The organism is Flavobacterium artemisiae (genome assembly GCF_042678225.1).
In the GTDB taxonomy this organism is placed as follows: Bacteria; Bacteroidota; Bacteroidia; order Flavobacteriales; family Flavobacteriaceae; genus Flavobacterium; species Flavobacterium artemisiae.
This window is the reverse complement of the sequence record NZ_JBHUDZ010000016.1, coordinates 63967-86644: the sequence shown is the minus strand read 5'-3', so window position 1 is coordinate 86644 and position 22678 is coordinate 63967. Positions and strand designations below refer to the sequence as shown.

Annotated in this window: 20 protein-coding genes; 7 read left to right on the top strand and 13 right to left on the bottom strand. The window is 38.1% G+C overall.

The genetic code is table 11. The annotated features are described in order from the left end of the window. Positions 1-39: 39 nt before the first annotated feature. The gene (locus ACFSC2_RS16940) at positions 40-2487 is read left to right on the top strand and encodes a PAS domain-containing protein (protein WP_379815520.1); all 2448 of its coding nucleotides are present in this window, start codon (positions 40-42) and stop codon (positions 2485-2487) included. A gap of 40 nt (positions 2488-2527) precedes the next feature. Here ACFSC2_RS16940 and ACFSC2_RS16935 read toward each other — a convergent pair whose 3' ends face one another. Beyond that, complete coding sequence (locus tag ACFSC2_RS16935; RefSeq protein ID WP_379815519.1) at positions 2528-3481, bottom strand: hypothetical protein; 954 nt, start codon at positions 3479-3481, stop codon at positions 2528-2530. A 264-nt stretch (positions 3482-3745) separates the two neighbouring features. Here ACFSC2_RS16935 and ACFSC2_RS16930 point away from each other — a divergent pair, with 264 nt between their 5' ends. The 3 genes from ACFSC2_RS16930 to ACFSC2_RS16920 all read left to right on the top strand — a co-directional run bounded on the left by ACFSC2_RS16930 (position 3746) and on the right by ACFSC2_RS16920 (position 7147). Beyond that, positions 3746-4909: a PQQ-dependent sugar dehydrogenase gene (locus tag ACFSC2_RS16930; RefSeq protein WP_379815518.1), complete on the top strand. Its 1164-nt coding sequence runs from the start codon at positions 3746-3748 to the stop codon at positions 4907-4909. 2 nt (positions 4910-4911) lie between these two features. Further along, entirely contained in the window at positions 4912-5871 is a 960-nt protein-coding gene (locus ACFSC2_RS16925) for a beta-propeller domain-containing protein (protein ID WP_379815517.1), read from the top strand. Between the two features lie 175 nt (positions 5872-6046). Continuing rightward, complete coding sequence (locus ACFSC2_RS16920; RefSeq protein ID WP_379815516.1) at positions 6047-7147, top strand: catalase family protein; 1101 nt, start codon at positions 6047-6049, stop codon at positions 7145-7147. A gap of 1 nt (position 7148) precedes the next feature. Here ACFSC2_RS16920 and ACFSC2_RS16915 read toward each other — a convergent pair whose 3' ends face one another. Further along, positions 7149-7373, bottom strand: a complete 225-nt coding sequence (locus ACFSC2_RS16915; RefSeq protein WP_379815515.1) for a hypothetical protein — start codon at positions 7371-7373, stop codon at positions 7149-7151. Between the two features lie 78 nt (positions 7374-7451). After that, the gene (locus tag ACFSC2_RS16910; RefSeq protein WP_379815514.1) at positions 7452-7760 is read right to left on the bottom strand and encodes a hypothetical protein; all 309 of its coding nucleotides are present in this window, start codon (positions 7758-7760) and stop codon (positions 7452-7454) included. Between the two features lie 366 nt (positions 7761-8126). Here ACFSC2_RS16910 and ACFSC2_RS16905 point away from each other — a divergent pair, with 366 nt between their 5' ends. From ACFSC2_RS16905 to xseB, 3 genes are all read left to right on the top strand, one after another. Continuing rightward, on the top strand, positions 8127-8576 hold the full coding sequence (locus ACFSC2_RS16905) for a response regulator (RefSeq protein ID WP_379815513.1): 450 nt from the start codon (positions 8127-8129) through the stop codon (positions 8574-8576). 308 nt (positions 8577-8884) lie between these two features. After that, a complete protein-coding gene (xseA, locus tag ACFSC2_RS16900) occupies positions 8885-10321 on the top strand; it encodes an exodeoxyribonuclease VII large subunit (protein WP_379815512.1) in 1437 nt (478 codons plus the stop codon). Beyond that, positions 10296-10505, top strand: a complete 210-nt coding sequence (xseB, locus tag ACFSC2_RS16895; protein ID WP_379818676.1) for an exodeoxyribonuclease VII small subunit — start codon at positions 10296-10298, stop codon at positions 10503-10505. The genes xseA and xseB overlap by 26 nt, the downstream gene beginning before the upstream one ends. A gap of 43 nt (positions 10506-10548) precedes the next feature. Here xseB and ACFSC2_RS16890 read toward each other — a convergent pair whose 3' ends face one another. The 10 genes from ACFSC2_RS16890 to ACFSC2_RS16845 all read right to left on the bottom strand — a co-directional run bounded on the left by ACFSC2_RS16890 (position 10549) and on the right by ACFSC2_RS16845 (position 22460). Then, the gene (locus ACFSC2_RS16890; RefSeq protein ID WP_379815510.1) at positions 10549-10767 is read right to left on the bottom strand and encodes a hypothetical protein; all 219 of its coding nucleotides are present in this window, start codon (positions 10765-10767) and stop codon (positions 10549-10551) included. Between the two features lie 140 nt (positions 10768-10907). Beyond that, positions 10908-13220 carry an ATP-dependent helicase gene (locus ACFSC2_RS16885; protein WP_379815509.1) on the bottom strand — a complete coding sequence of 771 codons (2313 nt, stop codon included), beginning with the start codon at positions 13218-13220 and terminating at the stop codon, positions 10908-10910. Positions 13221-13447: 227 nt separating this feature from the next. Next, positions 13448-13696: a hypothetical protein gene (locus tag ACFSC2_RS16880; protein WP_379815508.1), complete on the bottom strand. Its 249-nt coding sequence runs from the start codon at positions 13694-13696 to the stop codon at positions 13448-13450. 88 nt (positions 13697-13784) lie between these two features. Further along, the gene (locus ACFSC2_RS16875) at positions 13785-13964 is read right to left on the bottom strand and encodes a DUF3606 domain-containing protein (protein ID WP_379815506.1); all 180 of its coding nucleotides are present in this window, start codon (positions 13962-13964) and stop codon (positions 13785-13787) included. 198 nt (positions 13965-14162) lie between these two features. Further along, complete coding sequence (locus tag ACFSC2_RS16870; protein WP_379815505.1) at positions 14163-15419, bottom strand: MFS transporter; 1257 nt, start codon at positions 15417-15419, stop codon at positions 14163-14165. 291 nt (positions 15420-15710) lie between these two features. After that, entirely contained in the window at positions 15711-16928 is a 1218-nt protein-coding gene (locus ACFSC2_RS16865) for a hypothetical protein (RefSeq protein WP_379815504.1), read from the bottom strand. A gap of 18 nt (positions 16929-16946) precedes the next feature. Beyond that, positions 16947-19316 carry a TonB-dependent receptor gene (locus ACFSC2_RS16860; RefSeq protein WP_379815503.1) on the bottom strand — a complete coding sequence of 790 codons (2370 nt, stop codon included), beginning with the start codon at positions 19314-19316 and terminating at the stop codon, positions 16947-16949. A gap of 108 nt (positions 19317-19424) precedes the next feature. Next, a complete protein-coding gene (locus tag ACFSC2_RS16855; protein ID WP_379815502.1) occupies positions 19425-20516 on the bottom strand; it encodes a heparan-alpha-glucosaminide N-acetyltransferase domain-containing protein in 1092 nt (363 codons plus the stop codon). 269 nt (positions 20517-20785) lie between these two features. Beyond that, positions 20786-22201 carry an AMP-binding protein gene (locus ACFSC2_RS16850; RefSeq protein ID WP_379815501.1) on the bottom strand — a complete coding sequence of 472 codons (1416 nt, stop codon included), beginning with the start codon at positions 22199-22201 and terminating at the stop codon, positions 20786-20788. A 16-nt stretch (positions 22202-22217) separates the two neighbouring features. Then, on the bottom strand, positions 22218-22460 hold the full coding sequence (locus ACFSC2_RS16845) for an acyl carrier protein (protein ID WP_012025162.1): 243 nt from the start codon (positions 22458-22460) through the stop codon (positions 22218-22220). Positions 22461-22678 lie beyond the last annotated feature (218 nt).

Genomic DNA, 22678 nt, shown 5'->3' with positions numbered 1-22678 from the left:
AAAAATGCGGCTTACAGAAAATTAAACACTATGACATTAATGAAGAATGATTTAAATTTTTTTCCAGGTGAAGGAGAAGTGAGCCACATGACCCGTACGGTTGACTGGAAGAATACCGCCTTGGGACCTGTGGAAGAATGGGAGACCAGCCTGCGAAATACAGTGCGGTTGGTTTTAGCTGCAAGATTGCCTATGATGTTATGGTGGGGAAATGAACACATTCAGTTCTGTAATGATTCCTGCGCTTCTTTATTTGGCCGCATTGAACAAGTTCCGACAGTGGGACAAAGCGCCGATGATGTATGGAGTTCTACATCGCATTTAAGTGCACCAATTGTAAAAAAAGTAATGGAATCTCAAGAAGCTGTTTACTTTGAAGATCAACTCATCAGCGGACGTAACATTTCAGAAGAGCTTTACTGCACATCTTCGTACAGTCCTGTCTTTGGCGACAGCGGCGAAGTGCAGGGAGTGCTGGCGGTATTTTCGGAAACCACTGAGAAAGTACTTTCAAGACAAAAACTTTCCGCTTCAGAAAAAAGATTTGAGGGACTTGTGAAGGAAGCAGAGGTGGGTATAATTGTAATGGAAGGTGAAGAAAATAAAATTGTGATTGTAAATGATGCCTATCTCAGACTCATAAACAGGAATTTCGACGAACTTATAAACAAACCGCTTTTTGAGGTAATTCCTGAAACCGACCCTTATTTTAAATCCATTATTGATCAGGTACGTACCAGCAGACAACCGCAGTATCTGAATGAATATCCTTATTATACGTTTAATCCGAATGGCGAGACGACAGCCGGTTTTTTAAATCTGGTTTATCAGCCGCATAAGGGAGGAGAAGCGAATGCTGACGGTGTGATGGTGCTTTGCAGCGACGTTACTGAATTGGTGCTTTCTCAGGGTAAATTAAAACACAGCGAACAGCAGGTGCGTTCACTGGTGCAGAGTGCCCCTTTTCCAATTGGAGTATATGAAGGATCAGAAATGCGCATAACACTTGCTAACCAAGCTATTATTGATGTTTGGGATAAAGGAAGCGATATTGTCGGAAAGACCTATTTTGATGTGCTTCCGGAGCTTGAGGAACAGGAAATTTATCCAAAGCTTCTTGCAGTTTTCAACGAAGGAAAGCCGTATCATGCAAGAAACCAGCGAGTTGATTTACATGTTCAGGGAGTTCTGAAACCCTTTTATTTTAATTATAGTTTTACTCCATTGTTCAATGAAACTGGCGATGTATATGGTGTTATGAATACCGCTGCAGACGTTACAGATCTGAATCTGGCTAAAATAAAAGTGGAGCAGACACAGAAAAATTTTAGGAATCTGATACTGCAGGCACCTGTGTCAATGTGCCTTTTGCTCGGACCTGAACACAGAGTAGAAGTAGCCAATGAATCCATGATTAACCTCTGGGGCAAAGAGGAGGAGGAAGTCATGAACAAACCAATTTTCGAGGCGCTTCCCGATGCCAAAGCTCAGGGTCTGGAAGAGCTTTTAGATCATGTATATGCAACAGGGGAGACCTTTACTGCGAGTGAAATGCCAGTGCACTTAATACGTTTCGGCAATGCGGAAACCACCTACCAGAATTTTATTTATGAACCGTACCGAGATGTAAACGGTAATGTTTTAGGGGTGATCGCCATTTCTAATAATGTGACACAGCAAGTTTTGGCAATGAGGAAGATAGAGGAAATTGTAAAAGAAAGAACCGAACAGCTCGAGGCTGCCAATGAAAATTTAGTAAGATCTAATAATGAACTGGCTCAGTTTGCCTACATAGCTTCCCATGATTTGCAGGAACCTCTTCGTAAAATCAGTATTTTTTCGCAGATGCTGGATGCAAAGATAGGATCGTCGCTTGACGAGAAATCGCAGTCGCAGCTAAAGAAAATAAACCAGTCATCAGGCAGAATGCAGGCACTTATAAGCGATGTATTGGCTTATTCGCAGTTAAATAAAGAGGGAGGGAAATTTGTGCAGACTGATCTTAATGTGATTGTGCAGGGGATTCTTTCGGATGTGGAAATGCTTATTGAGCAGAAAAACGCAGTTATAAAGATTAATGATCTTCCTTCTGTTCCCGGTCAGCCGCTTCAGTTATCACAGCTTTTTAGCAACCTGATCGGTAATTCACTCAAATTTCAGCGTGAAGGCACTGAACCTAGTATAGCTATAGAAGCTTTCAATACTGAGGATTCTGAGAAAAAACAGCTTGGACTTGATGAAAATAGAAATTTCATTAAAATAAAGGTTTCCGATAATGGTGTTGGCTTTAAAGAAGAATCTGCCGATAAAATCTTCGGTCTTTTTCAGAGGCTTCACAGTAAATCAGAATTTGAAGGAACCGGAATCGGACTTTCCATCTGTTCACAGATTGTAAAAAATCATCATGGAATTATAAATGCATATGGCAGTTCGGAGAATGGAGCTCAATTTAATATTTATCTGCCGCTGTCCCAATCTTTAAATTAAGTAGTTTACTTTTAAATTTAAGAATGGTTTAGCCAGTATATCAATTCATAATATCCGTTCCTTGGGCAACAAGACGAAATAACGGTTCGTATTTTCGTAACTGCAGGCCAAGGTCGTGATGTATCGGTGCCGGACCAACACTTCCCTGAAGACAATATAATTTCTGCTGGTGGATAAACATGAACTGAAGCATACGTACTTTCTTTTGATTAACGGCAAAGTCTATAACTTCTTCTATTTCGGCCATTACACCAGGAATTCCGTCAATAGTTACTTTTTCAGAACGAATGAGCACACTTTGCGGTGCTATAAAATCATAGACTGATTCTTTGGTAAGAAGCATGTTTCGTTCTGATTCTGCCAATTGATAAATCATCAGCAGTATTTTTTCATCGCCTTTTCCTGCGTAACTGGTAAACTGCTGAATTGTATCAGGATGCTCAGCTTCTTCTGCGGTCCAGCTTTTTGGAACGGGAATTTTAACTACTGACTCCTCCGCCTTGGGATGTCCTTTTGTAGAGTAATTAATAGTATGACCGTCGGTTAATTCCTGATGCGGGCGATCATGATAAGCAAAAGACAAAATACCTTTGTCTGTTGTCCCGATAGTACCTGATCGAATTTTTTTATGGATTTTGTCCAGCAGATCTTCTGCATATTTTTCCCTTTCAATTGGATTTTTCAGTTGCTGCGTTATCATCGAATCAAGATGCTTTGTCAGCTGGAGAAAATATTGTTCGCTAAATTCTTCTTTGAGAAAAAGTTCTATATTTCGCTGAGATCGGCCATGGTATAAGTCTATATTTTTTTGAACGGACAAAACATCATCATGAAGGCCGGGAAACTCAGAAGAAATTTTTTTTAAAGCTGACTGCTGCCCTTTTAAATAAGCATAGGTTTCAACTGCAAGTGCTGTTTTTTGGGAATACTCCCCAATTTGAGCAAAACAATGCACTGCGAGAAAACAAAAGATAAATAAAAGCAGGGTTTTCATTTGAAGATCGTTTAGGTAACTTATTAATTTGAAAGAAATTTCTTTTTGTTTTATTGGCTAAAATAAAAGCATATTTAACGCAGAAGTTATATAATACACTTATTGTTTTATAGAATTCACATATCGATTTGTTTCCAGATCAATCTTTTTAAGTATAAACGTTTGAATACTATAATCTTATCGTTTTATTCTATAAACAAATCACAAAGCAGCTTTTTACATTTGAGATAACTAGATTACAGCAATCAACTTTAAATCAATACGATGAAAAAAATATTCTGCACGATGCTTCTGGGGCTTCTCAGTTTCGCCGCACACTCTCAAAAAGGAATCCCACCCAAAGAAAACACTATTAAAACAACCATAACAAATTTTCCGGGACATCTGGAATATTCGAGCAAATTAGCTTCGAGCCTGAAACCTCTGGCAGGCTGGACTGTAACGCCGGCTGCAACCGGACTCGGAAAACCTAGAATGTTGTATCTAGGAAAAAAAGGCCAGCTTTATGTAACCCGTCGTGACGCAGGTGATGTATTGATGCTGACTGATCCAGATAAGGACGGAAAATTCCAAAATATGATTAGGGTGGCTGATTTCCCGGGCGTGCACGGCATTACGGCAAAAGATAATTTCATGTATTTATGCAATAATAATAAAGTACTGCGCTATCCTTTAAATGAAGACGGCACTTTGGGAAAAATTGCTGATACACTTATTAAAGATCTGCCTAGCGGTGGACAGCATGCCAATAGAACAATGGATTTTGGACCTGATGGAAAGCTCTACATTTCTGTGGGCAGTGTATGCAATGACTGCAAAGAAAGCGACAAGGAAACTGCCGCTATGCTGCAGGTAGATTCGCAGACCTGGAAAAGAACCCTGTATGCGTCTGGACTGCGAAATACTATAGGTTTTGATTGGCATCCGGTAACCAAAGAGATGTGGGGTGTCGATAATGGTGGAGATACCAAAGGCGATGATTGGCCGCCGGAAGAACTTAACCATATTGTAATGAATGGCAACTATGGTTTTCCGTTTGCATACGGTAAAAAAGAAGTAGATAAAAGCAGGGAAGACCCTGTTGGTAATACTAAAGAAGGATGGACACAAAAAACTATGGCTTCTGTAATGGAATTTCCTGCCCATAGTGCACCCATCGCTTTTGCGTTTTTTGAAAACGGTCCCAATAAAGGGGATGCGCTGGTATGCTGGCACGGATCCTGGAACAGACAGAACCCGTCAGGATATAAAGTTGAAAAAATCAAGTTTGACAAAAAGGGAAATCCAACAGGATCAGAGGACTTTTTAAGCGGTTTTCTAATTGGAAATGAACGATTTGGAAGACCTGCAGGAGTGGCAGTTGGAAATGATGCTGTTTACATTTCAGATGATGCCAGCGGCGTTATTTACATCCTTAAACAAAAATAATTATGAAAAATATACTTATAGCAATGCTGCTGGTTCAGGCTATTTGGGCGCAGCAACCGACAAAACGCATAGAATTTGAAGCACCTGAATCGTATCCTGAAGGTGTTGCCTTTGATAAGGCTGCAAACGTATTTTATGTTTCTTCAGCACGTCTGGGAACAGTGGGAAAAGTAACTAAGGATGGGAAATATACCGCACTTTACAGTGATTCGTCATTAAAATCTACTTACGGACTTAAAGTGCATCCAGACGGAAAAAAACTGTATATATGTGCAGGGGATGCCAATTACAGTAAGTACAGTACTTCGGATACTAAAAAGAAAATGGCTAGGCTTCTTATTATTGATATTAAGACCGGAAAGAAAACTGCCGATATCGATCTTGCACTGCTGGTTCCTGGCGATCACTTTCCCAACGACATTGCTTTTGATGACAAAGGAAACGCTTATGTTACAGACAGCTACGCCGATGTAATTTATAAAGTAGATACTTCTGGAAAAGCGTCTGTTTTCAGCAAAAGCCAGTTGTTGCACTCAGCAGGCGTGGGACCAAACGGCATCGTGTATCATCCACAGGGCTTTTTGCTGATCGCCAACAACGGATCGGGGGCACTTATTAAAATCGATATGAATGCGCCAGAAAAGGGAGCAAAAGTAAAAATTGACCAGTTTTTTCCCGGAGCAGACGGAATGCTGTTAAATGACAATGCAACTGTTACACTTGTTCAGAATGGAGGCGTAAATAAAATATTCAGGCTAAAATCAACTGATAACTGGAACACAGCGACCGTTGCTGAAACCACTTCCATCGAAGACCGCTTTGCCTTTCCTTCAACAGCAGCTGTATCAGGAAGCGAGACTTGGATTATGAATGCCAATTTCAGCGAACTTACGGAGGGCAATAATGTGCCTTCCAAAAAATTCTCGCTGCAGCAGGCAGTATTTAATCCTGTAAAAAGATAGGGAACCGGCGGGAGAGTTTGGACAGTTGATCCAAATATTTAGTTAATTACTTACCTCCAGGCACCGGCCGGCTGCCGAAGAACTCCTTAGTTTTTATTAAGGAGTTTTTTTTAAGTTTTTACAGCGGAATCAAATGTAAACCACGAATTATTTAATCAAATTAAAAATCAATTTTATGACCAATTACATTCCCTACAGCGATAATATCGAAGTGCAGCAGTCTGATGAGCAGCAGATCAATAATAAGATCGTAGAATCTATGGCACGGGTAAACCGTCTTATGTACGAAAAGCACCGTCATGCAATCCGCGATGCGCATGCAAAGAGTCACGGCATTTTAAAAGGAGAGCTTCAGATTTATGATAACCTGCCGGAGCATATTGCCCAAGGGCTTTTTAAATCACCGAGATCCTATCCTGTCATAGTGCGGTTTTCTACAGCACAAGGATCGATAATGCCTGATAAAATGTCTGTATTCCGAGGAATGGCGATTAAAGTAATTGGTGTTGAAGGAGAAAAATTACTGCCAGAATTGTCCGATGCGGTTACGCAGGATTTTCTACTGGTAAATTATCCTATCATTCCGACGGGAACCATTAAAGAATATTTGGCTGCGCAGGAGAATATTGAGAAAATGGCCGATAGCGGCGAATTATTGCAACAGATAGGCCAGAAGGCAGCTGTTGGTGTCCAGAAAGTACTTGCCGCGGTGGGTCTTGCCGACGATACCAATCAACTCAGTGCTCCGGGTCCGCATATCTTGGGAGATACCTATTTCAGTATGGCAGCACTCCGTTATGGCGATTATGTAGCCAAAATTAATGTAAAGCCTCTTTCAGAAAATGTTAAAGCTCTAGCCGGACAGAAAATTGATGACCAGATCATTGATAATGATGAGCATGCATTTCTAACGGAAATCATAGCTTCGTTTTTTCAGTCGGGTACAGCAGAATATGAAATGGGGGCACAACTGTGCACAGATTTAGACAGCATGCCTATTGAGGACGGATCGGTTCAGTGGCCAGAGGAAAAAAGTCCCTATCAGCCGGTGGCCAAACTTGTATTTCATCCACAGGAAACATTCAGTGCTGCAAGAAGAGTGTATGCTGATGATGTGCTGAGTTTCAATCCTTTTCACTGCCTTCCAGAACACCGCCCTTTGGGAAACATTATGAGAGTGCGCAGGCTTGCGTATGAAAGATCCAGCAGTTACAGGCACCACATGAATGCGCAGGAAAGGGGAGAGCCTCAGAGCATTGATGAACTTCCAGAATAAGTTATTGCATTTTTTCAGTTATAAATTCATTTAAAATATCTTGGGTTGGTCGTTCGAGATCACCTGCAATGAGATCAGGTGAGTTCAGGACATATTTATCGGTAAAGTCAAAAGCGGCTTTTTCAGTTTCGTTAATTCTAGCTGCAGTATTCTGCTTGTCCGAAGCATTATAGGTAAATTCAATAAAAGCTCTGAGTTCCGATTTAAAATCTTGTAGATCGTTCATTTGTAAATTAATTTTAATGTTATAAAATCAGTTGTCTGTTTTGGAAAGAAACTTTCTATATTCAATAGCTTATAAAGATTATAAAAGCTCTGGCGTTTTGCTGTAAATGAAATCCTGAAGCAGCTTGTCAATTATGGGGTCAACAGGTGAAGATGTGGCATTTTTGCCGTAAAATCTGATCCTGTTTTCCATCATAAAATCACTGAGCCGCTTCAGCGCATCTGTAAAATCTGTAAGTGCTGACTCCCAGCAGATACGCTCGGGCGATGAGATGTCTTCAATACTAAGGATGTATTTGGGCTCATCCTGAACATTGTCCGTTCGGATTATCAGTTCAAAATCATTATCCTGGTCTCGGCAGGATCCGGTTAAAAAATATGACTGCATTATTTTTGCTTTTAATATTAGGCATTAGACAGAAAGTATGCTTAAAAGTACTTTAAATTGTTAAGTGATTGTTACATAAGACCTTGATGAAATTTATAAAATTTTGATGCATGCCCAAGGATTAATAGATAAACCGCGATGGTGATTTTTTAATTTTTTTTAATAAAACTGAATTTTTAATTTGGACTTTTCTGCTTATTCCAGTAGTTGTAGTATTTATTTTAAATAAATTACGTACTTTTATAAACTAGTAACCGCCTCCACGGATATAATTCGATTGTTTATCGATTTACATGGGTTTATTTTTTATAGACGTCTGCAATCCTTAGATTTTTGTCTTCTGTTAATGCACTAAAAGAATAAGCCATGAGTAGAATCAACAGCCATCAAAAGTTTGTATTTGTAGCAGATGATGATGAAGATGACAGACTCCTGTTTCTCGATGCAGTAACCGACTTGGATATGCCCATTGCGGTAAAACTCGCTGAAGACGGGCAACAGCTGCTCGATGAACTTAATACCGCCCTGATACAGCTTCCAGAAATTATATTCCTTGACATCAATATGCCGGGAAAAAACGGTTTTGACTGTCTGAAAGAAATACGTACAGCCCAAAAAAACTTTCATGATGTAAGAGTAGTAATGCTCTCCACGAGCAGCAGTCCGCTCAATATAGATCTTTCCTATCAGCTCGGTGCCGATTTTTATGCCATAAAGCCAGGCAGTTTTGAAGACCTGAAAAATCTGCTTCGAAAAATTTTTGAAATAGATTGGATCAACTTTAAAAAGGATGAGAAAAAATTTCTGCTGGCTTAAGGGCTGCTTTACGGTTTATGCTGCTAAATAATGAACAGGTAGTAACAACCATAGGACTGTAAATAAGTCAGATCGGGTTGGCACTGTAATTTTAACACGGTCATTTTCCGGCTAAATAAACAAAATTTTAAATTTGAACTGCAAATAGCGGATTTTTAATTAACCGATCTTTTGTAATGCAATAGGTTTGAGGCCTGCCCGCGTACAAATTTAATACGGGAATTTCATGCGTTTTTAGTTTCTGGGTATTATTGCTACCTTAGCGTTTCAGGAAGAACCACACAAAAACAGAACGCACTGCAAATACCATGGGACCGGAAAACTTTATCACGCTTTCGCAACTTAATTATCAGATCCATGCGGCTCTGAGCGAACGTTTTAAGGGACGCACATACTGGGTAGTTGCAGACGTGACCAGTCACACCTACAAGGCAGATAAAAAAATCCATTACTTTGAGCTGGTAGAGAAAGGAGAAAAAAACAGCGCCATTACAGCCAAAATTATGGGCAAGGCGTGGGGAGAGGGAGCGGTGCATCTTTCGGATTTTGAAAAGAAAACCGGTCAGACCTTTACCAATAATCTGCATGTTCTGGTCCAGGTCAGCATCGACTACCATGCACTGTACGGACTTTCTGTAAACGTGTTAGATATAGATGTTAATTTTACGCTTGGGATACTCGAACAGCAGCGCAATGCGACCCTTAAAAGACTGGAGTCAGAAAATGATTTTATCTCTAAAACAGCCGATGGCTATTCAACATTAAACAGCCGTCTCAAACTTCCGCTTGTCATCCAAAAAGTAGCGGTTTTGTCTGCGAGCAATTCAGCAGGTAATGAGGATTTCCGCCATACGCTCCAGCACAATGATTTTGGCTATGATTTTCAGATTGATGATTATTACACCATAGTGCAGGGAGACAATAATGCCAAGCTGTTTTTAAACAAACTCATAGAAGTTTTTAATACAGGAATCCCTTATGATGCTGTAGTGATTACAAGAGGGGGCGGAGCGCAGTCTGATTTTCTGATTTTTGACAATTACAATATCGGACGCGCCGTAGCTAAATTTCCCATTCCGATAATAACAGGCATCGGACACCAGAAAAATGTCAGCATAACAGACCTGATGGCTCATACCAATACAAAAACACCAACCAAAGCGGCAGAATTTATCATCGCTCATAACCGCAGTTTTGAGATGGGACTGCTCTCGTTGCAGCAGCATATTGTGATTAGGTCACAGCAGCTTTTCTTAGGCCATTTCAAAGTGCTGGAAGAGCTGAAGAGAAACATTAGTCGAAATACAGCGGAGTTTCTGGCTCAACGCAAAGACAGACTTCTCTTTATTAATCAGAGACTTACCTCAGAGGCAAAAGACATCTTGCATGAACACCAAAAGAAACTTTTTCTGAAATCCCAGATGACAGCCCAGATATCACAGCATTTGCTGCGCCGAAAGAGAAAGGATATCGAATATTTGCAGGGAAGTCTAAAGCAGTTTACGGCGGGATATCTTCGAAGCAGAGCCTTGCAATTGGAACATATGAACAAAAGTGTACAAATCATGTCCCCTCAGAACATTCTTAAGAAGGGATATGCCATTATAAAATCTAATGGTAAGATTACCAGCAGTACCGAAAATATAAAAGTAGGAGAAGATATAGAAGTGATCCTTCATGATGCCGTCCTAAAAAGCACCGTTAGAGAAAAAATACAATATGATGGAAGAGAAACTGACTTATGAAGCCGCATGGACTGAATTGACAGCCATTTCAAAGGAAATAGAAAACGAAACGATTTCAGTGGATGATCTTGCCGAGAAAGTCAAAAGGGCATCTGAGCTGATTGCCTTCTGTCAGGGAAGGCTTAGAGCTACTGAGACAGAAGTCGGCAGAATTATTGACGGAATGGAAAACCAGCAGCTTTAAAAAGGATAAGGAATTTAAAATAAAAAAGAGCCTTAGGCTCTTTTTATACTTCGAAAGTATTCTTGCTGTTTGAAGATACGCTTTCCGTACTTCCAGAATCATCTCTTCCTGCGCTGTTACGCTGCTCATCCCATTTTCCGGTGTTGGAGTCTGCATCTTTATTCTCGCTTTTTTCAGGCGGATTCTGATGCAGTGCTTTCATTGCAGCGTGGTAAGGGCATTTCTGTATATCATCATTATAGGTGTGATCTGTATTTTCCATGACTTTTTTTCTTTAAATTAATAATCCTAAATGTACGCTGGTAGCACGGTATTTATTTACAGCCAGACAGTCGATTATTATTTAATTTTCATTTCAGTCATGCTTTCAGAAAGATTTTTTTCCCAAGTTGAGAATATATGTTATACTTCCTGCCATCCGTCCGTCTTTTGGTTCTCAGAGAACTTTTGGTTTTCTCGGTCGGTCTTTAGGTCGGTCTGCTGTTCATCGGCAAAAGGATCTGGAGCATTTTTTAGTTCTTCGTGAAGATTTAAAAGCTCAGCGGGAGAAACGCTTTGCTCTTCGGGGGTAGCAGCGGATAGAAAACGGAAGGAAAAATCAATGGGTTTTTCTTTTCCCATTTCAAAAAAATGTACGATATAGCGATTTTTCTCTTTATCTACTTGAACTATTTTTCCCTTATTCCACACGGGATGGTTGACCAAATCCCCTTCTTGGAATGCTGTATCTTCACTGTTTTGTGAAGCAGCCACAGTGGACTGTGCTGCCTGAAGGATTTCAGGGGACAGTTTTCCTTTACGTACATAAAATTCCTCCTTGATTTCAAAGAGAAACCTTGACGGGTATTTGTTTAGTCCGGTGGTGAAATTAAAGCCTTCTGAGTCTGTCATGTAAAATCTTTTCTCAGCGCGGGTAACTGCAACGTACATCAGCCTTCTTTCTTCCTCGATGGCGCGTTTTCTTCTTTCCTTTATTGAAAGCGCACTAGGCAGCACCCCTTCGGTAAAACCGCAGAGAAATACATAAGGGAACTCAAGGCCTTTCGAAATGTGGATAGTCATCAGGCGCACCTTGTTCTGGTTTTCATTGTCTTTATCAAGATCGGTATAAAGTGCTATTTCCTGAAGATATTCTACGATATTGATCGGACCGTTGTTTTCTTTTTCCAGCAGCATCATGGAGCTTACAAGCTCTTTGATATTTTCCAATCTGTCCTCGTCACCGTCTTTACGGTAAAGCTCCGAAAGACCGCTTTTGTCCAGTATGATTTTGACTAGGTCCGAAATCGAGTTGTTTTCTGAGTCTATTCTGAGTTCTGAAATCAGATTTAGAAAATCAGAAGCTCCTTTTTTATTTAACTCCTTATCTTCGATATTGTTCTCTAACGCCTGTAGCAACGAAAGGTTCTGTTCTCCTGCTAGAAAGCTGAGCCTTTCCAAAAACTTTTTGCCCAATCCCCTTGAAGGATGGTTGAACATCCGCAGAAAGGAGAAATTATCACCTTGCACAATAAGTCTTAAAAAAGAAAGCACGTCTTTGATTTCCCTGCGTTCAAAGAAACGGATTCCGCCAAAGACAGCATAAGGAATGTTTTCCTTAATAAGCGCCTGCTCAATATTTCTGGAAAGATGATTAGAGCGGTATAATATGGTGATGTCAGAATAAGATGCGTTCTCTGTTTTCAAGATTTCTTTAATCTCAGAAGCTACCCAGAGTGTTTCCTCAAAATCATTTTTTCCGTGGAAATGCACCACTTCGACACCTTCAGGATTATCGGTCACCATATCCTTGTCAACCCTTATCTTATTGTTTTTAATAATATGATTGCCGACTTTCAGAATGTTGGGAGTAGAACGGTAATTCTGGTTCATGAAAATGGTCTGCGCATCTGGAAACATCTGGTCAAATTCTACTAGATACTCGGGTTTTGCCCCTCGCCATTCATAGATGGTTTGGTCGGGATCGCCCACAAGAAAGAGGTTCTGGTGCACGCGAGCGAGCATTTCCACCAGATGGAACTGGCTGTCGGAGCTGTCCTGCGCCTCATCTACCTGTATGTAATGCAACAATTCCTGCCACTTAGCAAGCACATCGGGACTGCTGTCGAGAATAAATGCCGTGAAATGGATCAGGTCATCGAAATCAAGGGCGTAGTTGCGTTTCTGTTTGTCGAGGTATTTCTGATAGACCTGGCTTGAAAGCGAGTCCTTTTCATCAGGAGTGAAACTTTTATTTTCAATCATGTAACCCAGATAGTCCGAAGTGCTTTTTTGTTTGGATATAAAACGAAGCACCTGTTTGAAGGTCAGATTTTTGGAATTGATGTCCAGTTCAGTGAATACGTCCCTTAAAATGGTTTTCTGATCTTCGGCATCCAGTATGATAAAATTCTTTGGATAGTGGATTTTGTTTATTTCCTCACGTAGAAAGCGTACGCAGAACCCGTGGTAGGTCGTGATGAAACTCACATCATAAAGGTCGCCGATCAGCGCCTTGACCCTTTTTTTCATTTCCTGCGCCGCCTTATTGGTAAAGGTCACGCATAGGATATTAGAGGAGCTGACCCCTAGACGATCCACGATGTAAGCAAAACGGGAGGTAAGGGCTTTTGTTTTTCCCGAACCTGCACCTGCGATAACGCGCACGTAGCCTTCAGTGGTTTTGACAGCCTGAAGCTGGCTGGGATTAAGATTTTCTAGGATGGGATCGTTCATTTTGAAACGGAGATATTTCGGGCCTGTGTTTGTTTTACTTTATACAGACAGGCCAAAGAGCCTGTGGTGCAAATTTATGCAATTAATTGAAAAGGAAAGTTAAAGGACGGATTCAAAAAAAAATCCTGAAAAGAATTTATTAATTGTTCAATTAAAAAAACTCTTTTCAGGATTTTCCTCATATGGCTTTTTTTCAGCCGTGTATGTAGTAAATAATTTGACAACTGTTAATAGTCATCATCGTCGTCCTCAACAGCTTTTTCCTCATCAAGGGTTCTTCTGTCTGCATCGGGATCACGCTCGTCAGGTCTAGGGTTATGATGTTCTGACTCATCACTGTGAATACCCGTTATATCATTTTCATGCTGGTTAACAGCAGGATCTTTTTTTTCCATCAGTTCGGAATTGATAGAATCATCTGCTACGTGATAAGTACGCCCATCGAAGCCGTAATTATCATAATTTTCTCTTGCCATAATACTGAAATTTTAATGTTTTATAGATCTTAAAATGTTTTTAAGATACTGTTTTAATTTCTTACCCGCTTTTGTCAAACTTTAAACTTTATCCGTTGTTTTCAAGATGTTCCATAAAGTCTTCCACGCTGGTGCCGGCCGCCCGAACGGCATTTTTTAGTACTTCCTCCGGTACATTGAGCTTCTCGGACCAGTACTGGATTTCCTGCGGCTCAGAGATATCGATATACTGATTCTCTGCGTCTGAAATGTTCATGCTGTCTTCCATGATTTTTAATTTTAGTGTTTATCCAAAATTACAATCATGACCTGCAGAACTGTTATATTATACGAAGTGATTTTTACAGGATTGCTATGATTTAGAGAGTGTTACGAAAATCTTGTAAAGTTTATGAAGTTATTTTTTTAACACACTCATGAATTTAACCAAACGAATATTTAAGAATTTTATCTGTTTACCCTCAACCTAATTTTCCTCAATCATATCTATAGTTTTTGGGTGCAGGCTCACTAGTTGTAAAACAATGGCAGAGACCACTACAACTACCAGTAGCACAAAAACATGTCTCATTCCGCCATTATCTGCTGCCTTTCCTAAAAACTCGGTGATCACAGCTCCGGCCGAAATGCCTACAAAATTCATAATTCCGTATCCGGTAGCTCTGTAGCGAGGCGCAACAAACTGGCAAAGAATCGGCATATTGTTCGTGTCGTATATTCCGAATCCAAGGCCAAAAAGGATTGCTCCAAAAACAATGGCTGCTATGTCACAACAGTAGCCAAATAAAAATAATGCCGGAATGGTAAGAAACAACCCAAGAGCGCTGGTGTAAATTCTTCCTTTAAGATGTTTCATCACCCATCTGTCTGAAATAGCACCGCCAATTAAAACGCCAAAAAAAGATGACATTGAAATGGTTACCGTTGCAATTGGTCCCGCCAGAGACATATCTAAATGTAAAGTTTCGGTAAATAAGGTAGGTAACCAGTTTTTGGCCGCCCAGCCTGGTAAACTTGGTGAAGCGAAATAAAAGAGTAAAACCCAAAACGAAATATTACCGAATAAGATGCCCAATCCTTTTAACATCTGTTTGAATTTATAGCTGACAGATGACTTTTTTGAAGGATCAAAAAAGTAGGCTTTCTTTTCTTGTAAAAAAAATAGGAGTACTATACTATAAACTACACCCAGTAAACCTACAGAGTGAAAGCTGAAATGCCAGGAAAAATGCTTAGAAATAGTGGCTCCAAAACCCCCAAGTGCCTGTCCTAAATAAATTCCGGTAGTATGAATCGCAATTGCAAAGGAGCGTGTTTTTTCCTGATGGTAATCTGCAATTAAGGATAATGCCGCCGGAATATAAAAAGCTTCACTAAAACCCATAATGCCACGCAAAATATAAATCTGATTGAAAGTAGAGGCATAGCCCATCGCCATAGTAACCCCGGACCAAATAAAAAGACTTCCTATGATTATCCTTTTTCGGTTAAATCGATCTGCTATAATTCCGGAAACAGGGCTCATTAGTGCATATATCCAAAGGAAAATAGCCATTAGAAGACCAAAATTTTCAGCTTTAGCCAATTCAGGAATGTCATCCATCATCGCTGATTTCATGGTTGAAAGCATTTGCCTATCTAAATAATTCAATAAAGCTACGAACCACAACAAGCCAACAACAATCCAAGGATAGGATTTTTTTTCATTCAATTTTGCAATCATTCTCTTTTTTCAAAATAAAGGCCGAATATACGAATTCAAACGCAACACGAAAGAATTGTTTTTGTCTGCCGTATAAATTTGTTAAGATGTATTATAACATCCTTACGTAGTTAAACAACACAAAAAAAAAATAGAGGTATCAGCTTCAATTCATATCGAAACGATGTATCTCTAAATAAAAAAGAAGAAACGATCCATATTTGGACTGTTTCTTCTTTTTGTGTGATGCTAACCTGAGTTCGAATTGTATTTAGAAATAGGTTAGACTCTTATTTAAAATTGATATTATAACTATCTTAATCTTCCAACAAAGATTAAACTTCCTCCAAGGGCTTCAGAAACGGCTTCAAATTCAGCAGCTCCTTTTTGCTTTAAAAGACTGAATTTACCATCAGGAGCAGTAATGTTTCCGTAATACTCTGCACCATCAATTGTTCCTACACTGTAAACAGTACCGTATTTTTCAAAAGAAGTAAAAGGTTCTACTTTTAAGGTTTTTAAATCCACAAGTGCAAATTTTGTTGGAGCATTGTACCAGTCAGCTGGTTTTGCCGGCGGTGTAAAAGTATTATCCAAATATTGAGCTAGAGCTTTATCTCCGTGAACATAAGCTACCACATTTACTGAATGCGCATTTAGAGCTGCTTTTAAATCTACAGAAAAATTAGAATCAAATGTCCCGTTAGGATTTACTTTTAACAATACACCTGGTGGTGGATTACCCGTTACAGTGCTGTAATCTATTGAAAGTGCTGTTTCACGTGCAGGTCGGTAATACAAACTTCCGTCATTACCTTTAGCAAGCGTATAGTATCCCATTGACATACGAGTATCATTTACGTAAGAAACCACTTTTGATGCGATATCAAAAACAGCAATCTGAGCATACTGAGGGAATTTATTAAAATCTGTTGGAGTAGCTCCTACTGGCAGAATAATTTTTTTTGCAGAAGTAACATAACTAGAATATGTTGCTGTTTTAACAGCAGCATCGTTGCTTAATGGAAGCGGAGTCACAGCAATAGTTTCTGTTATAGACATTGTTGTTGGATTAAATTTGATAATTTTTCCATCATTTAAAGCGAAAAAATAAGCTTCTGTCTCAGATACGAAAGCAGGAGGCCCGAAAGTACCGCTTACACCAGTTCCTGCAAGACTTACAGCGTCTGAAGCAGAAATTTTCATGTCGTTGCTTACATTGTATTTCGTTAAAGTTGAAGCGGTTCCATTCCATACATAAGGATGTTCTCCATAAGAATATATTGTAGCTCCAGGACCAATCTGTGTCATTGTTTTATAATCAAGAGTGGAAGGAAATTTATCATATGCTCCTAAATAAAATATTCTTCCTGATGGTGTATTTACACGAACTGCAGCAATAACTGCAGGATTATCTCCCTGACCTTCGTTATCTGTTTTGTTATCATCTGAACTACATGATGTTAATGCAAATACAGAACACATTATAGCTAATGCCGCATTTTTTATAAAAAATCGATTTGTTTTCATACTATGGTTTATAATTAATTAAAATTGAGTTACTAATTTGATATTAAATGATCTTCCTGGTTTTTGCACACCAAAAAAGTCATAGTTTTTTTCATTGCTTAAATTTTGTATTTCTCCTGTGATGGCGTATTTAACACCTTTTAGGCTGTTATGATAGGTGGTTCCGAAGTCAAAAGTCTGCTGGCTTGGAATAACAAATTGATTGACAGAAGCACTTTCCCAGCTTGTAAAAAACTCATATACATATCTTGCGTCAAGAAAAAGAGATAATTTATCTGATTTGCCAATTAAGTTGAAGAATGAATAACTAGCGCCTCCGTTAGCAAAAAAGTAAGGCAGGTTAGGAACTCTGTCTCCTCTATAAGCAGCAAATATTCCTTCGTTTGAGTCATTATAAAAGTGCTGGTATGTACTGTTTGCGTGAAATGAAAGTCGGTCATTTTTAGAAGTCCAGCTTCCCGCTACTTCAATTCCTTTAGACGTGGCAGCAAATACGTTCTGATAGCTATTAGTCCGATCCAGTGCTGGAACGAATAAGATTTGATTGTCTATTTTTCTTAAAAAGAGATTCGTCTGAACCTGCCAAGTGCTCTTTTCATTATTTTCTTTTGACTTAAAGAAAAGTTCAAAATTGAGGTTATGACTGCGTTCTGGTTTTAAGTTTAAATAACCTTGTACAAATTGACCGTCACCGAATAACTCGTCTGTCTGCGGAAGACGTGTAGCATACTCATACGTTAATCTCGTCGCAAATTGTTCATTAAATTTAAAGCGGAATCCATCTCCAAAACCAAAATAATTAACGCTTCTGTTTTCTTTTATCACTGAATTATTAGAAGGAATTTTTTCTTCCGAATTGATTTTCTGCAAATAATTTTTAACAAAAAAAAGATTTTCTAATTTTTGATTAAATGCATTTATTTTAAAGTCTGCGCCATTTACCCATGTAAACAAATCTCTTACAGCAGCCGCGGAATCGTAACCTGTAATAAGTCTGTCATCTCCAGTTTGTTTTGAATAGGTGGGTGCAGAAGTAAAACTTAACGCATATCGTTCATTGATTTTCCAAGAAGCTTTTAAGCGTGAAAAAACATCATTATTCCAAGTGTAAGTATCACTTGGACCATTAGAATCTGAAATCTCCCCGCTCGAATTTTCTGCAGAGTCTTCGATACGCTCACCATACCAATTGTAAACGTAATCAGATACATCTTTAAATTGACGTTCTCTGTAATTATATCCCGAAATAAAATCTAAATTGAAATTTTCTCCGAAGTTATTACGATAGGTAAGAACAGTTCCAGCTGCTTTTCGATACGTCATAACTTCTCCGTATGGAACTCCAACCATTAATTGATTGTGCTGAATTTCTTTTGTGTAATCGGTATAAAATCCTTCAATGCTCAACTCTTTTGCCCAGATTCTGTCTTTTACTCCAGTAATTAACTGCAATCCATAGCCTTTGTACGCATCGTGAAATCGAGGCACCGTTACTTTTTTGATCTTGCCCTCATTATCTGGAACATCAACATTTACTTTATAGTTGTTTTGTGAAGTATCGTAAAATCCGTTTCCTTTTATAAAAAATCCAGTTTTTTTATTGTATTCACTAAGTATTAATGACGTTCTATAAGTTCCAAAAGATCCTGCCTGAGCAGAAAAAGAGCCACTGAAACCAGATTTTATTTTTGGAGTAATTAAATTGACAGCACCTCCAAGTGCATCTGCTCCAAACTCGATAGGAACGACTCCTTTATACACTTCAACACGATCAACCAAATTTACCGGCACCGTTGCAATTCCGAAAGTATAACCATGATATTCTAAAGGAATTCCCTCTAAGAAAAATCGGATTTGATTTCCTGCCAATCCATTCATCGAAAAATTGGTTCGGGAGCCTAAACCACCGTTACGTCTAACATTAATACCCTGCGTTTGAGCAAGGACTTCACCTAAATCTGCGGTCTTAAACTTGGCTTCCTTCATTTCTATTACAGAAACGGCTTCTGCTGTTTCCTCTTTTTTTCTTTTTTCAGAGATGCCTTTTACTACAACATCATTTAATTTCTCGGCATCTTTTGATGTTTTATCCACTTTTTCTAAAGTTATAGTAACCGAAGTATTTTGAGAATTTTCTAAAACAATTGTTTGTTTCTTAGAAATATGTCTGTCTAAACTCGCTTCTATTGTATAACTTCCTTTTGCCAGATTCTCTATTTGATATAAGCCGCCAGCGTTTGTCTGCACATTGATTGATGTACCTAAAAGCTGAATGTTAACGCCGCCTAGCGGGTTTCCGTGTTCATCATTTATTTTACCGGTGATTGTGTTTTGTGCCATTAAAAATGTCGACGAGAAAATAAAGAGCAATACTATTTTGAGCTTCATGAAATATACTTGGAATTATATATTATTCTTATTTAGAATGAATAAAGATTCAAAAGTATGAAATTATCTATTAATAATATCTAAATAATAACTAAAAATATTTACTTTTTAATTTAAAGCTTCGATAACTTTTGATTTCTGCTTCTTTTTTCTTAGGAAATCTATTAGAATCTGAACCGAAAATGTCAAAATAATATACATTCCAATAAGCGCCAGTACAGTAGTTATTCCATTTTCTCTAAAACCGAAGATACCTTTGCCCCAAGAAATCAATATCCATTGTGTCATATACATGGTAGTCAGGTTCTTGCTGCAATATTTTAAAAGTTTAATGAATTTATTTTCTTTGACATTTACCGATATTTTATAAATAAGCCAAAGGAAGATTAAAGTCCATCCTGCGAAATAAATAACACCGCCCGGTCCCATATGGTAAAAACCATTGTAATTATAATCTCCGTAAATAAAAACAAGAGGCGCGCCAAGCACAACAGACACGATACCGCAGTACAGCATATTTTTAAACAATTGCGGTCTGTTGAAATTTAGTTCCTGATACCATTTGCCAAAAAACATTCCGATGATAATAAAAGACATCCATGGAAAAACAGGAAAATAAACGTAAGCTGGAAAATCTGTACTGAAAAGAAGATCCATAACATAATTAATTACAGGATAATCAATATGGAAACCGCTTACTTCTCTGGAAACTAATGCAACTAATAGTCCTATGGCTAAGATTCCATATTTATTGGTAACATATTTTCTAATAAAACCAATGAACAGCAAAGACATTCCTGCTAACTGAAGTATATCGCCCAATAACATTAAATACAAATATTGCTGCTCAATTGGTCCGTGCCAGCCGTATCGTTGTATAAAATTATCGGGTGCAAAGCCAAAAATTACCGGAAAAATGAACTTTAAAAAATTCATTAATAATGCAGCGCCTAAAAGCAGAAAACCGCGTGTTATGGAACTTTTAAGGCTTTGATGACGAGAGGTCATAAAGGTTAATCCCATGCAGATTAGAAAAATAGAAGTTCCTCTGCCTAAAAAGACAATAAAAACTCCAATAGCACTTTCCGACTGCGATTTGACATCTGCAAACGTCAGCAGTGTATGTATGATTATCATTCCTATAACACTCATTCCTTTTATAAGATCCAGTGCTGCAATTCTTTTACTTTGCTGTTCCATGGTTTTGTTTTATTTTTAGGTTTATATATAACCTGTTTGTTAGTTAGATACGCGTTGTGTGAAATTATTTTAACACATAGAAACATAGTTTAGTTAAACTTAAAAAAGGCGTTTCACTAGTTTAAAAGCACATAGTTTTATCTATGTGTGGAAACATGTTTCTTCCATACTCTTTTTCGACGCAATACCAATAGCTATCAAAACTATGTCTCTATGTGTTAAAATTTGTGTGCTTTAATTCACTCAACAGGTTAGTTAGATATTTAAATTTACCCGACAACTGTTTTCGCAGCCGCAAATGATTTTTCGTTTTCGTTGATATCCCTGTTTATAGCAGGATAATCGACTTTACCGTTAACAGTCAGAGGCACTTGATCGAAATAATAGTTTTTTATAGAACTGGCATGTAATCCCAATTTTTGTTTTATTACCTGAGTTATTGCTTCGCGTTGTAAAGAAGGATCCTGATGTATAACACCTATATATTTATCCTGAACGCTTATGCAGATAAAAGTTTGTCCGCCTAATTCATTTTTTAGTAAAACTTCAACTTCATCTAAGTTTAAGCGGACACCAAATAATTTCATGATGCGTTTAATGCGTCCTTTAATATGGTAATAGCCCAATTCATCTTTTTCTGCTAGATCGCCGGTATAAAGTTTATCGGTATAATCATAATCCTGCAAATCAAAAATGTTATTGGCATAACCTCCGGAAACATTTGGACCGTAGTAAATAAGTTCTCCTGTATTTTCATCAATTTCAAACCTTCCATTTTTTACAGGAAATCCTATTGATGTTCCTTTCGACTCAAAATCGTTTGGCGGTAAATACGCCATTCTGCCGCTGGCTTCAGTTTGTCCGTATTGAGCAAAAAACTTTTTATCGTAAAGCTGCGTATAATTTGAAATCACGTTTGCCAGTTCCTGATTCAGCATTCCTCCCGTATGGGTGAAATAACGTACAGAAGGAGTATCTTTTTTGAAGAAACCAAAACGATGCAGCAACTCATAAAAATAAGGAACACCACTCAGCGTAGAGTAGCCATATTCGGCAAGATCAGACCAGAATTCTTTTTGAAGTACATCTCTTTCGGTACACACAATTGTTTTTGCTTTGATACAGTTTGTTGTAAAAATCGAAAACCCGTACACAAAATTAATAGGTACATTTAACGGAACAACATCGTGTTCCGTTATTGGCATGTACTCCATAATAGATAAAGCATTTTGTACCAGATTTTCATCTGAAATCTTAACAAATTTTGGTGACCCGGTGGTTCCTGATGTGCTCATTAAGAGCTTAACATCGCCATGAATAGGATAGAGGCGGATTTCCTTTCTTTTGAAAAGGGAAATGTCTTTAGATGTCTGCTTTAAATCATAATCTTCCACAGTCGTTCTAGACGGATCAAAGATATAAGCAGGTCTGTATTCGTTTTCCAAGTTTTGTTTAAAGTCAGGATGTAAACCCGCATTCAGCAGCGCCACTGTGTATTTTTTTTGATAAAAATTCAAAAACGTTTCAATTGCCGGCAGCTGATTGTCATTATAAATGAAAACAATGGCACGCAGATCTTCAATATCTAAAGATTCATGTATATCGTTAAACGTTTTAACAACCTTGGTGTTTGCATCTATAAAATTTAATTTTTTATTTTTTTGAATTAAATCATAAAGTCCCATACTTTTTTCTTTTGAATTATTGGATTTCTACACCGTTTTTCTTCAGTATTGCTTTTATTTTATCGATGTTTCCCATTTCCAGAATATCTTCCATAGAAATTGAAACATTATAAAAACGTTCCAGTTCCTCAACTAAAAGCAAATGGCTCATTGAATCCCATTCTACAATACCCTGATATTCTAAATCAGGTGTAATTGATTCTACTGGTATTTCAAATGCAGTTGCAAATACTTGATGTAATTCTTGTGTTGTGCTCATGATAATCTTATTTTAATTTGTTTATGTTATTTATTTTTAACGTATTGGGTTTAATTATTTAAACACATAGAAATATTGATTTTTGTTTTATAAAAAGGATAATTAAAAGAAACAGTTTCTCACACATAGTCCCGATAGCTATCGGGATGAATTAAGTAAAAGTGAAACGCCTTTTCTCAAGTCAAAAAAACTATGTTTCTATGTGTTAAAAATCTATA

Bases quoted from the DNA above. Each gene is read 5' to 3' on its own strand.
- ACFSC2_RS16940 (WP_379815520.1), top strand. From the start codon at position 40: ATGAAGAATGATTTAAATTTTTTTCCAGGTGAAGGAGAAGTGAGCCAC.
- ACFSC2_RS16935 (WP_379815519.1), bottom strand. From the start codon at position 3,481: ATGAAAACCCTGCTTTTATTTATCTTTTGTTTTCTCGCAGTGCATTGT.
- ACFSC2_RS16930 (WP_379815518.1), top strand. From the start codon at position 3,746: ATGAAAAAAATATTCTGCACGATGCTTCTGGGGCTTCTCAGTTTCGCC.
- ACFSC2_RS16925 (WP_379815517.1), top strand. From the start codon at position 4,912: ATGAAAAATATACTTATAGCAATGCTGCTGGTTCAGGCTATTTGGGCG.
- ACFSC2_RS16920 (WP_379815516.1), top strand. From the start codon at position 6,047: ATGACCAATTACATTCCCTACAGCGATAATATCGAAGTGCAGCAGTCT.
- ACFSC2_RS16915 (WP_379815515.1), bottom strand. From the start codon at position 7,373: ATGAACGATCTACAAGATTTTAAATCGGAACTCAGAGCTTTTATTGAA.
- ACFSC2_RS16910 (WP_379815514.1), bottom strand. From the start codon at position 7,760: ATGCAGTCATATTTTTTAACCGGATCCTGCCGAGACCAGGATAATGAT.
- ACFSC2_RS16905 (WP_379815513.1), top strand. From the start codon at position 8,127: ATGAGTAGAATCAACAGCCATCAAAAGTTTGTATTTGTAGCAGATGAT.
- xseA (WP_379815512.1), top strand. From the start codon at position 8,885: ATGGGACCGGAAAACTTTATCACGCTTTCGCAACTTAATTATCAGATC.
- xseB (WP_379818676.1), top strand. From the start codon at position 10,296: ATGATGGAAGAGAAACTGACTTATGAAGCCGCATGGACTGAATTGACA.
- ACFSC2_RS16890 (WP_379815510.1), bottom strand. From the start codon at position 10,767: ATGGAAAATACAGATCACACCTATAATGATGATATACAGAAATGCCCT.
- ACFSC2_RS16885 (WP_379815509.1), bottom strand. From the start codon at position 13,220: ATGAACGATCCCATCCTAGAAAATCTTAATCCCAGCCAGCTTCAGGCT.
- ACFSC2_RS16880 (WP_379815508.1), bottom strand. From the start codon at position 13,696: ATGGCAAGAGAAAATTATGATAATTACGGCTTCGATGGGCGTACTTAT.
- ACFSC2_RS16875 (WP_379815506.1), bottom strand. From the start codon at position 13,964: ATGGAAGACAGCATGAACATTTCAGACGCAGAGAATCAGTATATCGAT.
- ACFSC2_RS16870 (WP_379815505.1), bottom strand. From the start codon at position 15,419: ATGATTGCAAAATTGAATGAAAAAAAATCCTATCCTTGGATTGTTGTT.
- ACFSC2_RS16865 (WP_379815504.1), bottom strand. From the start codon at position 16,928: ATGAAAACAAATCGATTTTTTATAAAAAATGCGGCATTAGCTATAATG.
- ACFSC2_RS16860 (WP_379815503.1), bottom strand. From the start codon at position 19,316: ATGAAGCTCAAAATAGTATTGCTCTTTATTTTCTCGTCGACATTTTTA.
- ACFSC2_RS16855 (WP_379815502.1), bottom strand. From the start codon at position 20,516: ATGGAACAGCAAAGTAAAAGAATTGCAGCACTGGATCTTATAAAAGGA.
- ACFSC2_RS16850 (WP_379815501.1), bottom strand. From the start codon at position 22,201: ATGGGACTTTATGATTTAATTCAAAAAAATAAAAAATTAAATTTTATA.
- ACFSC2_RS16845 (WP_012025162.1), bottom strand. From the start codon at position 22,460: ATGAGCACAACACAAGAATTACATCAAGTATTTGCAACTGCATTTGAA.